This is a genomic window from Sanguibacter inulinus (assembly GCF_013415325.1).
Classification (GTDB): Bacteria; Actinomycetota; Actinomycetes; order Actinomycetales; family Cellulomonadaceae; genus Sanguibacter; species Sanguibacter inulinus.
In genome coordinates this window covers 23353-37594 of the sequence record NZ_JACBYE010000020.1, presented here as the reverse complement: position 1 = coordinate 37594, position 14242 = coordinate 23353, and the positions used below count along the sequence as shown (strand labels likewise).

Below are 14242 nucleotides of genomic sequence, written 5' to 3'. Positions count from 1 at the left end.
CTGCCGCCTGCGCCGGGACGCTCCGCAGACCACCACCGGGAGCCTCCGGCGCCCAGCAGTCCTGGCCTCGGCTCCGCTGCTCCGCTCGCCTACCCTGCCGCAGGCTCGATCGTGACCGTCATGCTCCGGACCGGGCCGAAGGCCGTCGGGGCTGCGCCGGTCCCCTCGCCCGCGACAGTCACGTACCTCACGCCCACGGTGTGCGACCCCGCTGCGGCGTCCCGCCACACGAGCACCCCCGACTGCGGCAACAGGTGATATCGACCTGTCGGGGTGCCGTCGATGATCACCTGGACGACCTGACCCGCTGATCCGGCCAGCTCGACAGGGATGTCCCCGCTGACGAACGGCCCCCCTGCGGGGTTCGACAGCACGACCGTCGGCCTCTCGAAGGTCCAGCTGAGGGCTCCAGACGGTTCTGAGACCAGACCCGTGCGCTCGTCGAGGACGCGGGCCACGACCGCCAGAGACTCTCCGTCGGCCGAGCACACGGAGGACTCGCCGACCGCGGCCGTGCACACGAGGGCAGACCACGTCCCGCGGGCATCAGCGCGGGCAACAGCCAGCTTGTCGCCCGCGACGGTCGAGATCACCACCAACGAGTCCGGAGCCGCGACACCCGAGAGACCTGGGAAGACCGTCAGCGGCACCTCTGCGGGAGGACCGGTGAGCGTCGGGGCACCGGGGCGGTCGTCGGTCCCCAGGATGCTCGGACCGTCGGGGGTGCCCGGCTCTTCGGGCAGGCTCGGCTGAGCCGGCTCGTGCAGGCCCGGGCTGTCCTCGCTCCCGCTCGTCGCCCCCGGGACCCCACCGGGTGGGGTCGGTGTCTGGGCGGTCGTCGTCGACCCTGTCCGCTCACCTCCGGAGACCAAGGGCTCGGCCGGATCCGCAGGGGGCAGCAGCGGGACACCGTCGACGGCGCCCAGGTCGCCGGGGGCCGACGGCTCGTCGAGCGTGCCGGGCTCCGCCGGCTCGCCGCTGCGCGCAGGGTCGGGGACAGGGGCGGCAGATGCTGTCCTGACGGCGCCTCCGGATCCTTCCGCAGTCGTGTCGCGGAGCACCCCCCAGGCCAGGACCACGGCCGCCGAGATCGTCACGAGGACCGCGACGAGCACGGCGAGCGCTCGCACGGACACGCGGGAACCGCTCTGCACGACCGACGAGAACGCCGACCACCGACCGACCCGACCGCCTGGAGGTAGGGCTGAGGACCCCGTCACCACCCCGACCGCAGGCACGGCGGTGGCCCCCTGAAGGGTCGACCAGGGGACTCCCACGAGGATCGGGACGAGCACCAGGCCCAGACGCCGAGAGGCCTCGTCGACCTCATCGAGCGTGAGGGTGCACCGAGAGCACCCCTCCAGGTGGCGGTCGAAACGCTCTCTGTTCGTGGGGCTCAGCGCATCACGGTTGGCCTCTCCCATCCGCTCGGCGGACCATCGGCACTCCTCGGGCAAGGCCGTCGAGCTCACGTGCGCCTGCAACCATGCTCGTCGCAAGCCCTCTCGGGCCCTGTAGGACAGGGCCGAGACGGCACCCGGCCTGATCCCGAGCAACGGCGCGATGTCGGCTGCCTCGAGGCCCTCGACCTCGGTGTACCAGAGGACTTCTTGCCAGCGGACGGGCAGAGAGCGGAACGCGGTGGCGGTCATGGTCCCCTCGAGGACCGACTCGGAGAGGTCAGAGCCGTCGCTGAGGTCTGCCAGCAGCTCGATGCTCGACGTCTGCTGGCGCGACCAGGTGATCGCGATGTTCCTGATGGTCTGGTAGAGGTACGGCCTGAACGGCCCGTCTGGACCTCGTCCGCGTCCCAGAGAGGAGAAGATGCGCAGATAGGCCTCCTGGACGATGTCGTCGGGGTCGCTGGCGGCCGTGAAACGGCTCGCGACCCTACGACCGGCATCGGCATGACGTCGCCAGAGCATCTCGAACGGCACGGGGTCGCCGGTGCGGGCGCGACCTGCGAGCTCTTCGTCGCTCAGCCTCTCGAGGTCTGCCCCGTGCGGCGCCTCGAGGTCCCCGCGTCCTTGCACGCCGGACCGAGCGACCGCCCTGTCGCCAGGCGACCAGTCGACCGGTGTCTGCTCCACAGCTCCCCCTCCCTCGTGCCGCCTCGGAGGACGGCACTCGTGATGGTGCACGGCCGACGACATCCCTCTGAAGTGCAAGACACCTCTGGGCCGCTCGCATGACGCCATCGTACGGAGCAAAGTTGTGATGTACGCCACATCAATCGCGTCTCTGTCTTCAGGCTCCTGGGTCGAGCAGAGTCCAGCGCCCCTCTGAGACCACCTCGACGACCCCGTCGTCCACCGTGACAGCACTCTGGTCGTCGAGGGCGTAGGCCGGCCCGTCGATCCCTGCCGACCAGCGCTCGGCCGCGGCCAGCGTGTTCTCCGGGAAGACGTCCAGGTGCGGGAAGATGGAGAAGTCCACCACGCCGAGGGTGCAGTCGTCTGGTGCAGACGGCCACCCCACGAACGCAGGACCGATGCGAGGGGTCATCACCATGCTGCCCGCACTGACGCCCACCCAGACGGTGTCGACCAGCCGCGGGATCAGATCGGCCAGGCCTGACTCCCGCACCCAGTGGCTCAGGTAGGTCGCCTCACCACCGGCGACCAGCAGCACGTCGGCCTCACGCACCCAGGGCACCCAGTGCTCCGCACCGATCGTGGGCAGCGCAGTGAGCTCTAGGACGCCGAGAGACTTCCACCCCAGAGACGTGGTGCCGCCCCACGCGCGCCCGCGGAGAAGATCCGGTACCGAGACCGGCTCGCGACCCGGGTGGCCCCACTGCGCCGTCGGGATGCAGAGCGCGCTGGACTCCGCGATCGGCCGCCCCAGCATGCCGACCAGCGCCCGGCTGATGCTCGGGTTGGTGATGCCTCCCGACGTGAGCAGCAGCTTCACGACGCACCTCCCTCACGGCGACCGAGCCGAGCGCTCGACGGCCCCGCGGGGTCCTGCTCAAGCGCTCGAGCCCCCGACAGGTGCATCGTCGACCGTCAGGACCGGTCTGCTCGCACCGGTGCCCGGCTCCGAGAACAGATGCCGACCGCAGGTCCCCACAGGCCGAAAGTAGCGCACCGCGGCGCGCTCGACCATGGCTGGTGCCAGCTGTCTCACCACGCCCGCCCGGCGCGGCGTACGGGGACTGGTGCCCGCCGGCCGCGCACGTCGCTGGTGCGAGGACGGCGTCGACCTGGAGGTCGACGCCGTCAGCCTCTCGTCGTCAGGCCACGCGCTTCTGCCAGAGCGCGACGACACCGGTCGGGGCGAAGCCGAGCGCCTCGTTGATCGAGAGCATGTGCCGGTTCTCCTCGGCGTTCCACGTGTGCAGGCGCTCGAGCTCAGGGCGCAGGGTGCGCAGTGCCACGAGGTTCTGCGCCTTGAGGAGCATGCCCAGGCGGTGCCCGCGGTGCGCGGGTGCGACGAGGGTGTCGTCCTGGAAGGCGAGGAAGCCGTAGGAGGACGGCATCTGGATCTCGCTGTAGCCGACGAGCTCACCGGACGGGCGGTGGCGGACCGCCGTCGTCATGACGTCGTTCCCCGAGTCCCGCGCAGTCTGCTCCGTCTGGCGGACCTCCTCGACGGTCACCACGTGCTCGACGAGGTCGAGACCGGCGACCGGGACCGCAGTCGACATGAGGGTCGAGAGCGCCGCGTACTGCCCGACCAGCTCGTCAGGGCAGCGGTCGTACCACGTGACGGCCTCGTAGTCCGGGCCTGCCGCGGCCAGGGACTCGGCGAGGAACCTGTCGACGACCCCGTCGTCGGCCAGCGGGAAGTGCAGCACGCTGTACCGCTCGCCCTGCTCGAGCACGTACCCGCGACCGCGGGCGAAGGCCACACCGGGTGCGTCCCCGGCGATGCGCCCTGCACCTGTCGGCGGGGTCACGACGTCCTCGGCGTCCGCCGGAGGCTCGCCGGCGTGCCCGACGTCCAGGACCAGGGTCGTGCGGCCGCGCTCGGCGGCGATCGCCTCGACGGCGTCGGCCAGCGCCGTGCCCACGCCCGAGCGCAGAGCGTCGGGCCGGACGTTCACGTCGAAGGTCGCCAGGTGCGTGTTGCCGGTCAGCTCCATCGCGAGGAAGGCCGCGCCGACGACGTCCTCTCGTGTCGGCTCGCCCTCGATGTCGGCACGGGTCGCCACGAGAGCCAGACGCTCGGTCGTGCTCGCGTCGCGCATGATCGCCAGACGCATCTCGGGGGGCAGGTACAGGTCGCCGTGACCCCAGGTCGCTGTCTCGACAGCGTGCTGGACGTCGCAGGCGCCGAGGAAGGGCTCGGCGCCCTGGCTCTCGAGGGACTCGGGGAGGGCGACGACGGACACGGTCCATCGGTCGCTCGGGGTGGGCAAGGTGCGGTCGGGGTTCGTCCCCTGGGTGGTGCTCATGCCACCCATGCTCATTCGCGCAGGTCAGAGGGTCAACGGAATTAGTCGCCACCGATGGCACTGCACCGGGACGCTGACAGACAGCTGACGCAGCGAGACGGAGGCGGCTCTGCGCGCCTTCTACGACCACGTCGCGCACTGCTAGGCCCGACGACCGAACCCGCTCATCCCACCGCAGACGATCGTCCTCGGGGCGGCTGCTGAGGTGCGTGCGCCTGGCTCGCCGGTCGACGGTCAGGTCGGATCGTCCACCACGCGACGACCACCATGGCACCACTGCCGGCTGCACCGAGACCGGCGCCGATGGCGGCGTCAGAGAGCAGGTGCTCGACGCCTGCACCAGCCTCGTACCCCACGAGAGCTGCGGTGATCAGGCCGACGACAGCCGAGGCGACGAGGACGGCCGTCATGCGCAGGAACCGCGTGCGGCGAGCGGTGTCGATGGCGGAGGTGGTGAGCCAGGCATCGCGGTGGCGCACGGCGAACACCACGATCGCGAGCAGGCCGAGAGCGGTGCTCAGATGCTGGAGCAGCCGAGCCCAGGTGAGGGAACCGATCACCTCGGTGCTGAGCGCGGCGACGTTCTCCACGATCCACCCATCACTGTGGGTGAAGGAGTCCCAGACCACATGGGTGAGCACACCGAGCGCGAGCGAGACCACGACCCTCACCAGCCACAGGGGTACGGGTGCCCTCGCGGTGCTCTCTGGCCCAGAGGTCGGGGGCAGGACCCAGCGGACAGGCCGCCGGCACAGGGCGAGCGCGAGGTAGAGCACCAGGGCCAGGGGCATGGCGACGGTGAGGATCCCGGGCCAGCGGTGCGTGGTGGTGGCGTTGAGGAAGGGCTCCCACCACGACTGCGCACTGACGGGGATGGGCAGAGCCCGCAGGAAGTACGGGACGTCCGGTGCGAGCGCTCCTGCTACGAGGGCTGCGCCGACGAGAGGGCCACGCATGAGTGGCAAGACGGCGGCCGGGTGGACGAAGGTCAAGGGCATGGACTACCTCGAGGAGTGTGCACGGGGAGAAGGCTGACCTCGACCAGGTGCGAGCCACCGGTCCTGAGGGGCCGGAAGTACCATAGAGCGACTCTCGGGTGAGTCACGTCCACCCGTGGGATGAGTGGCCAGACCCTGTCACGCCCGAGCCACTGCGCCGGTGTCCGGGTGCACGCCATCGCCGAGGTCGCGCACTCGGACCACATCCTCGAGCACGCAGAGGACGCTGCCGTGACGATCGGCTGGATGGTCGCGGGCAACGGCCGCTCGGCCTCCCTCATGGCGGAGGCCGCGACCTCCTACGAGACACCGCCCGGAGACGGCTACGTGTGGTTCGCCGGCGAGGCCTCCGTCGGCCGGAGCCTGCGCAAGCACTTCTGCGGCCAGCAGCAGATGGAAGCACACCGCCTGGCACTCGTCGGGTGCTGGAGAGACGACAAGGAACGCTGGCTGACCCGGTACCACGAGCAGTCAGACGCCCTCCTGGCGGACTACGAGCGCGCCACGACGGGAGGCCGCACAGAGGCCGAGGTCTACTGGGACGAGGTCCTCGAGCGCGCCGGGCTCTGAGCGCCTACCGGTCGCAGAACGACGCCGAAGGCACAGGTTGCTGTCATCGTCACACGCACGCGGGGACGCAAGGTGTCACGTCACCCGGGCGCCCAGCCAGCGGAGAGGATCATCTCTGAGGTGTCTTGGGTCGGCCGGCCCGATAAGCCCCTCCGCGACGGTGACCGATCGAGACCTCCATCGTCATCACGGATCTCTGTAGAGTATTGAGCACGATGAACCGTTTCTCCGTCGTCCCTGCGTCCTACGTGTTCCTACGCCACGGTCGATCCGTGCTGCTGCAGTTGCGGCAGAACACCGGGTACATGGACGGCTGCTGGACGGCGGGGGCGGCCGGTCACATCGAGCTCGGCGAGACCGCGCCTGCCGCCGCGATCCGCGAAGCGAGAGAAGAGCTCGGCGTCGAGCTGGCCCCTGAGTCGGTGTCGGCCATCACGGTGATGCAGCGCACCGATGGCACGGCGAACCCGACAGAACAGCGCGTCGACTGGTTCTTCGTCTGCGACGCGTGGGAAGGCGATCCGCAGATCCTCGAGCCTGCCAAGTGTGCCGAGCTGTCCTGGTTTCACCTAGACGATCTGCCGGACCAGGTCCCTGCGTACGAGCGGCTCGCGCTGGATGCCCTACGCAAAGGCCAGACGTCAGCTCTCCTTGCGTTCGGATTCTGACCAGGCGAGAACGGCGCGTGACATGGCGTTCGCCGCCGCCACCGCCACCGCCACCGGGCAAGTCAGCGGCTCACACCCACCGGCTCATTGGTCTCGCCCCGGCACACCTGATCCTGGCTAGGCTCCGGTGACTCTCGAACCGAGGAAGTCGCGGATGAGGTCGGCGACCTCGTGGACGGCGCTCTCGAGCAGGAAGTGCCCGCCCGGGACGAGATGGACCTCGGCGTCAGGCAGGTCTCGGCTGAAGGCGCGCGCACCGTCGGGTCCGAAGATCTCGTCACCCTCGCCCCAGACAGCCAGCAGGGGCACCTGGCTGGTGCGGAAGTACTCGTGGACCTGGGGGTACAGGGCCACGTTGGTCGCGTAGTCGCGGAAGAGCGCGAGCTGGACGAGGTCGTTGCCGGGGCGCGAGACCAGGGCGTGGTCGTGGGCCCATGCCTCCGGGTCGACGAGCGTGGTGTCGGCAACTCCGTGCGCGTACTGCCAGCGGATCGCGTCGAGGCTCAGTGCCCCGCGGATCGCCGCCTCCGTCGTGGCGTCCTGCGAACGCTGGTACGCGAGCACAGGCTCCCAGAAGTCCTCGACGAAGCCCTCGTCGTAGGCGTTGCCGCTCTGGGTGATGATCGCCGTGATCGCCTCGGGCCTCCGCAGGGCGAGCCGCCAGCCGACGGGGGCACCGTAGTCCTGGACGTAGATCGCGTAACGGTCAACCCCGAGATCGGCGAGCAGTCCTTCGGTGATGTCGGCCAGCAGGTCGAAGCTGTAGTCGACCTCGCTCGTGCTCGGTGCGTCAGAGAGCCCGAAGCCGAGGTGGTCGGGAGCAACGACGTGGAAGCTGTCGGCGAGCAGCGGGATCAGGTGGCGGAACATGAACGAGCTCGTCGGGTACCCGTGCAGGAGCACGAGGGTCGGGGCGGCCGGGTCGCCCGCCTCGCGGTAGAAGATCTGGTGCCCGTCGACGGTGCGCTCACGGTGGTAGACCTGGACCATGTCTAACTCCTTCAATTGCCTTATGTGGTTAGACGCAACCTATGGGGCTGTGTCTAACCTGTCAATCAGCGGCCTTGGGGTTAGACTGGGGCCATGGCTGAGGTATCCCCGAACGAAGTCCTCCTGCTCGACCTGCTCAACTCCACCCCGGTGGAGGGCGAGAAGATCGTCGACGCCCTGGGCGACGACGCGACCGCCGCCGCCTGGACGTCGGAGCGTGGCGGCACCGGGACACCCCACGAGGTGGAGCTGGTGCGCGAGGTCCGCGAGGTGCTCCAAGGGGTGGTCCGCGGAGACGCTGAACCCCAGTCGCTCGCCCCGTTCCTCCGAGACGTCACCCAGGTCCCGACGATCAGCTCCGGCACCCTGCAGTGGCAGCTGCACGCACCCGACGACAGCCTCCTGGCCGCCCGCGCCGTCATCGCGTGGAGCGAGCTCGAGCAGACCCGACCGGGCAGGCTCCGCTCGTGCGGCAACCCCGACTGCCGTCTGTTCCTCATCGACCGCAGCCACGGCAACCGCGCACAGTGGTGCTCGATGGCGGTCTGCGGGAACCGCATGAAAGCCCGTCGGCACTACGACCGGAAGCGAGGAGCCACCGGCGTCACCCCGGCGGCCGCTGACGACCTCCGCGCCTGATCCGCCTCGGACTCTTGCGGCTCGTGGGGTGCAGAGGCCTACGATCGTCCATGGAGATCATCAGAGCCAGCGTCGACGTCCACGCCCCCGCTCGCACCGTGTGGGACACCATGCTCGCCCGGGACACGTACGAGCAGTGGACGGGTGCCTTCCACGAAGGATCGACCTACGAGGGCGGGTGGGACGAGGGCGCGGAGATCCGCTTCGTCGGCCCGAGCGCGGACGGCCAGACGAGCGGTCTCGTCGGGACCATCGTCGAGAACAGGCCCACCGAGCTCGTGACGATCCGGTACGACGGAGAGATCGACCGCGGCGTCGTGACGCGCGAGAGCCCGGTCGTCGGCCTGCGCGAGTCGTACGCCTTCAGCGAGACGGACGGGGTCACCACGCTCGACGTCGAGGTCGAGGTCCCTGACGAGTGGGCCCCCAGCATGCGCCAGATGTGGGCCGAAGCCGTGATCTCGCTGAAGCAGCTCGCGGAGGCCGCACCGACCCCAGACTCCCCCGCACGCTGACGACAGGATCGATGCCTGCGCGAGGTCGGGTTGCTCCTGCCGCAGCGTCATGTGGTCTGCTCGAAGCACGTCCAGTCCCGCTCCGAGAGGTCGACCATGCCCCTGTTCCCGCCCCCGCCCCGTGAGGTCCTGATCGGTGACGCCGCGGCGTTCGTCGGCATCACTCCCCGGACGATCCGCCACTACCACCAGGTCGGCCTGCTCCCGGAGCGCGAGCGGGGCAGCGACGGCCGACGCCGGTACGGCTACGAGGAGATCATCCGCCTGCTCTGGGTCCGACGCATGGCTGACGCCGGGATCGCCCTCGAGGACATCCGCGACGCCTTCGCCGGCGCTGCACCCGACGGTCACGGCGACGAGGGCGAGGTCGACGATGTTCTGGCCCGGCTCGAGGACACCCTCGCAGCGCAGGAGGCTGAGCTGCAGCGCAGGCGCGCCACTGTGCAGCGGATGCGGGCCCTCGGCAGCCGGCAGGGGCTGCTCGACGACCTCGTCTCGGGTCGCCTCGCGGCTGCGCCCGAGGGCTCGCTGCGCCAGGAGGACCTCGACACCCTGCTGGTCACCGAACGAGTCTTCGGTCCGCTCGGCGCCGTCATGCAGGCGGGCCGCTTCCTCGCCCTGGCCCTCGATCCAGAGCTGCGCGCCGAGGCCGACCGCGTGGACGCCGCCGAGGCGGCGCTCGACGACACGGTCGCCGTCGACGACCCCCGGGTGGCGCAGGTGGCGGCCGAGCGGGCCGCCTTCGAGACCGAGCTGATGCGCGTCATCGAGGAGTCCGGTCAGCTGGCGGAGGACGACGCGATCTTCGAGGCATGGGACGAGCGGCACCCGCCCGAGGACGGCGACACGATGCCCGACCCCGACCCGGCAGACGGCTCCCGCGCCAAGAGCGTGGCCGACGTCATCTGGAGCATGCCGTACGACGTCTCCCCGGCCCGCGTGCGCTGCATGGAGCTGGCGGTACAGCTCGGGGCGTCGGCGCCCTAGAGCCGACGGTCTCCGGGCAGATGCGCCTGCCCGGAGACGACAGTCCCGGGTCAGCCGCACGGTCCTAGGCCTGGAGCGCCGTCACGCGATCCAGGCGGACGCGATGCTGCGGTCGACGACCCGACGCCAGCCCTCGGGGGCGGCCGGGTCCTTGCTCGCCGTCCCTGCCATCCACAGCACGGCCATGAGGTCGTCGGCCGTGAAGTCCCGGGAGAGAACTCCCGCGGCATGGGCTTCGTCGACGAGCTCCTTCCCGAGCGCAGTCGACCGGTCGCACGCATTGATGAGCGCGGTGGCGTCCGGGAAGAGCCGGAGCATGGCGTCGTTCAGCGCCGGGTCGCTGAGCTGCAGGTCGATCATCTCGGAGATGAACGTCTCCAGCCTCGCGCGGGGGGAGGTGCGGCTCAGCGTCTGCTCCGTGAGCGCCTTGAGCTTCTCCCCCGCCACGGCTGGGACCACGGCGTCGATGAGAGCCTCTCGTGACCCCATGCGGTTGTAGAGCGTCCCGATGCTCACCCCGGCCTCCCGGGCGATGTCGTCCAGCGGGGCCGACAGCCCTTTGCGTGAGAACACCGCCAGGGCAGCTGCGTGCAGCTTCTCGACGTTGGCCTGGGCGTCTCGACGGAGACCCGGGGTGCGCGGCATGTCGACTCCCATAGACATTGAGGGTGGCCTCAACATAAGGTGGCCACAGCTGAGGACGCCCTCAACTTATCCCACGAGCACGCCGACCCGCACCACGCCGGGCCGCAGAAGGACGCACCATGCCGCTCATCACCATCATCGGAGCAGGCCCGGGCCTGGGTCTCGAGATCGCCCGCACCTTCGGCCGGAAGGGCTTCGATGTCGCTCTCGTGGCGCGCGACCAGACCAAGCTCGACGCCCTCGCCCAGACCCTGGCAGACGAGGGTGTCCACGCACGGGGGTTCACCGCCGACGTCAGTCAGCCCGAGACGGTCGTCAGCGCTCTCCGCTCGATCAAGGACGAGCTCGGACCGATCGACGTCCTGGAGTTCTCACCCGCAGACCCGACCCTGACGCCGGTCGACGTCTTGAAGGTGACGATGGAGAACCTGCAGCCGCAGATCGACTTCTACCTCGGCGGTGCCCTCAGCGCCGTCGGAGCCGTCCTGCCGGACATGATCGCCGCCGGCACCGGGACCGTCCTCATCACCACGGGCGGCGGCTCCATCAACCCCACGCCCTTCCTCGGCAACGTCAACATCGCCGCAGCAGGTCTTCGGAACTGGGCCTTGAACCTGCACGACGCCCTGCGGGACCACGGGGTCTACGTCGCTCACGTGGGCATCAGGGCTCTCATCGGCGGCGGTCACCCCGACGCGGAACCTTCCGTCATCGCCACGGCGTACGGCACCCTCTACGACGAGCGCCGGGAGCCAGAGCTGCACTACGTCGCCTACGACGGCTGACCGTAGCCCGGAGAGCACCGCTCGCCGTGCACGCCCTGTGATCCGCAGCTGACCTCGGCGCCTGGCTGGCCCAGAGCTCGTCAGCCCGCGAGGACCTCTCTCACAGCGTCGTACGCGGGCGTCGGCTCTCCGTCGTCGAACAGGAGGTCGTGGCCCTGCTGGAGGGTCCAGTCGTCGTCGACCCACCAGTCGAAGGCGTCGTCCACGCCCCAGGTCGTGTACGAGACACAGGCGGTCGACGCGAAGCAGGCCGCGAGCACGGTGGCGTACTGCTCCGCCTGGACCGTCTGGCCTTCGCTGTCCGTCACGTCGTTCTCGGAGATCCGGACGAGCAGCCCGGCGTCCTCGACGCTGGCGAAGGTCGTCGCGAGATCGTCGGCTGAGAGGGCATCGGTGTCGAGGTCGTACACATGAGCCTGGAGACCCACACCGTCGATGTGCCCACCCTGCGCGTTCGTGTCGAGGGCGAGCTGGAGCAGGGCGTCCTGACGGGGACCCGGCACGTCGGCACCGTTCTCGTTGATGAACTGCCTGACGTCCGGGTCTGCGTCGTGGACAGCCTGCGAGACGACGACCGGGTAGGTCGGCCCGAAGACACGGAACCAGACGTTCTCCTGCAGGCTGGTCCCCTGCTCGAGGTCGAAGGGTTCGTTGACGACGTCGAGCGAGTCGAGACGCCCCCGGAAGTGCGTGACGACGGTGGTCACGTAGTCGAGCAGGACCTCGGCGCTCTCCTGGCGCTCCTCCTCGGAGCCCGTGGGGAGCTCACGCATCCAGCGCGGCATCGCCTCGGTGAAGGCGATGGTGTGGCCGTGCACGGCGATCCCCGCGCTCGCCGCGACGTCGAGGAGGGCGTCAGCCTCCTCGAAGCTGTACTCCCCCTGCCGCGGGGAGAGCGCCTGCGGCTTCATGGCGTTCTCCGGTGTGATCACGCCGAAGTTGCCCACGACGGCGTCCGCATACTGCGCGTCCGAGACGAGCGGCCCGAGGGCCACCGCCGCGCCGACCAGGAAGTCCGGGCGGGAGCCTGCGGCCAGAGCCTGAAGACCGTCCGGAGACGGCTCAGCGTCGGCCACGGCGGGCCCGGCAGCGGCCAGGTGAGCACCGCTCGGCGCAGCGGCATCGAGCGCGCTGACCGTGAAGGCTCCCTCCTCGCTCGACAACCCCAGCCAGAGCTCGCCGGAGCCGAAGACGTCGCCGACGGGCAGGGAGGACAGCGTCTCACCGTCGCTCGCGATCTCGAGCCGATCACCAGAACTGTGCACAGACAGCTCCGCCGCGGGGTCGAGGAGCGTGACGTGCTCCTCGTGCGCCGACTGAGGGTCGGTCACGTCCTGCGGGTGCGAGCCGTCGAAGACAGCGATCCGGAGGTCGTCGCCGCGGAGCGTCAGCTGGACACCCGCGGGCTCGATCCGGAACTCGTCGGCGATCACCGGCGGGCTGTCGTAGACGGCCAAGGTGGCGTCGGCTGTCACGTCAGTGAACGTCGCCCGGAGCGTGAAGTCCTCTGGGGCCACCAGGTGCGTCCCCGCGAGGTTGACCGCCGGGTCCGGGTGGCCTCCCCCGCCGTCTTGCTCGACGATGCTCCGCCCGGTCGCCGTCACCCGCAGACCTGCGCCGTCCACGACGACCCCGGGTACGTGCCCCCAGTCCTGCCGCAGCAGGTCGACGACGGTGCCCTGCTCGGACGGCGCGACTGTCGAGCTGCAGCCCGCCAGCGCAAGGAGGGTGCTGGCGACCGCCACGCTCACCGTGTGCCGTCGCCGGGCGGTCAGGGCCGCCACGAGCGACCGTCGTCCACGGGAGCCAGCCGGTCGTCGAGGTCGGTGGTGAACACCGGCACGTGCGTCGAGAGGTGGCCCATGAGATGAAAGGTAGCAAGACCTGTCCGGACGATCTCGGACGTCTGGTGGCGTCCGTGGACCGTCCTGACGATCAGCGGGCAGGTTCTGTCGACCACCCGGTGACTCACCTGGGCGCGACCCGGACCACGACGGCACGGTGGTCGGTGCCGGGGACGTCGACGACCGCACCCGCGTGGACGGCGAACCGTCCCCCGTCGACGAGCACGTGGTCGATGGTCGTGCCGAGCACACCGGGCAGAGAGCTGGGGAACGTGCCGTACCCGCCGATCCCGACGGCTGATCCGGCGTCGACGTAGGTGCCGGTCTCGCGCAGATGCTCGTGGTCGAGCGTGGCGTTCATGTCTCCGGCCACGATGCCGCCCGTCATGGTCTGGAAGAGCTCCTGCACCTGAGAGCCCTCGCTGCGCCACGCCCCCAGGTCGTCGGTCGGGTCCGGGGGCAAGGAGGTCGGGTGCACGGCGGCGATCGGTGGGCCGTCGCCGTCGACAGGCTCGACCCGGACCCCGCCGACGGGCCCGTCGACCTCGCGGTAGGCCCCCAGCGACTCCGCGACCAGGAGCGCGGTGCCCCGGTTGGGGCCGGCGCCGAAGGTAGGGAAGACCTGGAAGGACTCACCGCGGGCGGTGAGCTGCGCGACCACCTCGCCGACGACAGGCTGCCCCTCGGGGAGCGCGACGACATCGGCTCCGCTGCTGATGACACGATCGACGACGGCCGAGACGGCCTCCTCCCCTGCCCGTTCGCCCCGGACGTTGGCGGTGAGCACGGTGATGTCGCCGTCGCGCTCGTCGCTGGCGAGCACGGGGGCGCCGGCGTCCAGACCGCGGGCGTCGAGCACGAGCAGGTGCGACCCTGCCGCGAGCACGCAGACGACGGCGACGGCCGTCGTGCGGACCGGGCGCCGTCCTCGGGAGCCGATCCCGACTGCGGCGAGCAGCGACACCGCAGCGATCCCGGCGAAGCCCCACAGGAGCCAGGTGCGCAGCGCGACGGCCTGCGCGATCCCCTTCTCGGTCGACCAGCCGAGCGTCCCGGGGGCGATCGACAGGACCGCTGCCGTCGCGACGACCACGACGGCGATCCACCCGAGCACGCTGGTGCGCTCCAGCCTGCCGCTCGGCGCCGTGGTCGTCGACCGTCCCGCTGCAGACCGCGAGCGCGGTCTGTCGTCCTGTCCCATC

At 70.4% G+C, this 14242-nt stretch carries 14 protein-coding genes; 6 read left to right on the top strand and 8 right to left on the bottom strand.

The window, feature by feature from the left end; all coding sequences use genetic code 11:
* Nucleotides 1–89: 89 nt before the first annotated feature.
* The 4 genes from HZZ10_RS09750 to HZZ10_RS09735 form a co-directional block, all read right to left on the bottom strand.
* A complete protein-coding gene (locus HZZ10_RS09750; protein ID WP_179913357.1) occupies nucleotides 90–2090 on the bottom strand; it encodes a sigma-70 family RNA polymerase sigma factor in 2001 nt (666 codons plus the stop codon).
* Between the two features lie 157 nt (nucleotides 2091–2247).
* Nucleotides 2248–2913, bottom strand: coding sequence for a Type 1 glutamine amidotransferase-like domain-containing protein (locus tag HZZ10_RS09745; protein ID WP_179913356.1), 666 nt, complete (start codon nucleotides 2911–2913; stop codon nucleotides 2248–2250).
* 322 nt (nucleotides 2914–3235) lie between these two features.
* Nucleotides 3236–4399, bottom strand: coding sequence for a GNAT family N-acetyltransferase (locus HZZ10_RS09740; RefSeq protein ID WP_179913355.1), 1164 nt, complete (start codon nucleotides 4397–4399; stop codon nucleotides 3236–3238).
* Nucleotides 4400–4563: 164 nt separating this feature from the next.
* Complete coding sequence (locus HZZ10_RS09735) at nucleotides 4564–5397, bottom strand: DUF4184 family protein (RefSeq protein WP_228087350.1); 834 nt, start codon at nucleotides 5395–5397, stop codon at nucleotides 4564–4566.
* A gap of 120 nt (nucleotides 5398–5517) precedes the next feature.
* Here HZZ10_RS09735 and HZZ10_RS09730 point away from each other — a divergent pair, with 120 nt between their 5' ends.
* Complete coding sequence (locus tag HZZ10_RS09730; RefSeq protein WP_179913354.1) at nucleotides 5518–5967, top strand: SIP domain-containing protein; 450 nt, start codon at nucleotides 5518–5520, stop codon at nucleotides 5965–5967.
* A 215-nt stretch (nucleotides 5968–6182) separates the two neighbouring features.
* Entirely contained in the window at nucleotides 6183–6635 is a 453-nt protein-coding gene (locus tag HZZ10_RS09725; RefSeq protein ID WP_179913353.1) for an NUDIX hydrolase, read from the top strand.
* Between the two features lie 117 nt (nucleotides 6636–6752).
* Here the strand turns inward: HZZ10_RS09725 and HZZ10_RS09720 are convergent, their stop codons facing one another.
* Nucleotides 6753–7625, bottom strand: a complete 873-nt coding sequence (locus HZZ10_RS09720; RefSeq protein ID WP_179913352.1) for an alpha/beta fold hydrolase — start codon at nucleotides 7623–7625, stop codon at nucleotides 6753–6755.
* Between the two features lie 93 nt (nucleotides 7626–7718).
* Here HZZ10_RS09720 and HZZ10_RS09715 point away from each other — a divergent pair, with 93 nt between their 5' ends.
* The 3 genes from HZZ10_RS09715 to HZZ10_RS09705 all read left to right on the top strand — a co-directional run bounded on the left by HZZ10_RS09715 (nucleotide 7719) and on the right by HZZ10_RS09705 (nucleotide 9766).
* Nucleotides 7719–8264 (top strand): CGNR zinc finger domain-containing protein, encoded by a 546-nt coding sequence (locus tag HZZ10_RS09715; protein WP_179913351.1) that lies wholly within the window; start codon nucleotides 7719–7721, stop codon nucleotides 8262–8264.
* 50 nt (nucleotides 8265–8314) lie between these two features.
* Nucleotides 8315–8779 (top strand): SRPBCC family protein, encoded by a 465-nt coding sequence (locus tag HZZ10_RS09710; protein WP_179913350.1) that lies wholly within the window; start codon nucleotides 8315–8317, stop codon nucleotides 8777–8779.
* A 96-nt stretch (nucleotides 8780–8875) separates the two neighbouring features.
* Nucleotides 8876–9766 carry a MerR family transcriptional regulator gene (locus tag HZZ10_RS09705; protein WP_056130731.1) on the top strand — a complete coding sequence of 297 codons (891 nt, stop codon included), beginning with the start codon at nucleotides 8876–8878 and terminating at the stop codon, nucleotides 9764–9766.
* An 81-nt stretch (nucleotides 9767–9847) separates the two neighbouring features.
* Here the strand turns inward: HZZ10_RS09705 and HZZ10_RS09700 are convergent, their stop codons facing one another.
* Nucleotides 9848–10423, bottom strand: a complete 576-nt coding sequence (locus tag HZZ10_RS09700; RefSeq protein WP_228087348.1) for a TetR/AcrR family transcriptional regulator — start codon at nucleotides 10421–10423, stop codon at nucleotides 9848–9850.
* Between the two features lie 107 nt (nucleotides 10424–10530).
* Between HZZ10_RS09700 and HZZ10_RS09695 the strand changes: the two genes are divergently transcribed.
* Nucleotides 10531–11196 carry an SDR family NAD(P)-dependent oxidoreductase gene (locus tag HZZ10_RS09695; RefSeq protein WP_179913349.1) on the top strand — a complete coding sequence of 222 codons (666 nt, stop codon included), beginning with the start codon at nucleotides 10531–10533 and terminating at the stop codon, nucleotides 11194–11196.
* 80 nt (nucleotides 11197–11276) lie between these two features.
* On the opposite strand, the gene HZZ10_RS09690 is transcribed toward HZZ10_RS09695, so the two are convergent.
* Together HZZ10_RS09690 and HZZ10_RS09685 are read right to left on the bottom strand one after the other, a co-directional pair.
* The gene (locus HZZ10_RS09690; protein ID WP_179913348.1) at nucleotides 11277–12980 is read right to left on the bottom strand and encodes an endo-1,4-beta-xylanase; all 1704 of its coding nucleotides are present in this window, start codon (nucleotides 12978–12980) and stop codon (nucleotides 11277–11279) included.
* A gap of 184 nt (nucleotides 12981–13164) precedes the next feature.
* Nucleotides 13165–14241 (bottom strand): endonuclease/exonuclease/phosphatase family protein, encoded by a 1077-nt coding sequence (locus HZZ10_RS09685; protein ID WP_179913347.1) that lies wholly within the window; start codon nucleotides 14239–14241, stop codon nucleotides 13165–13167.
* Nucleotide 14242: the final 1 nt, after the last annotated feature.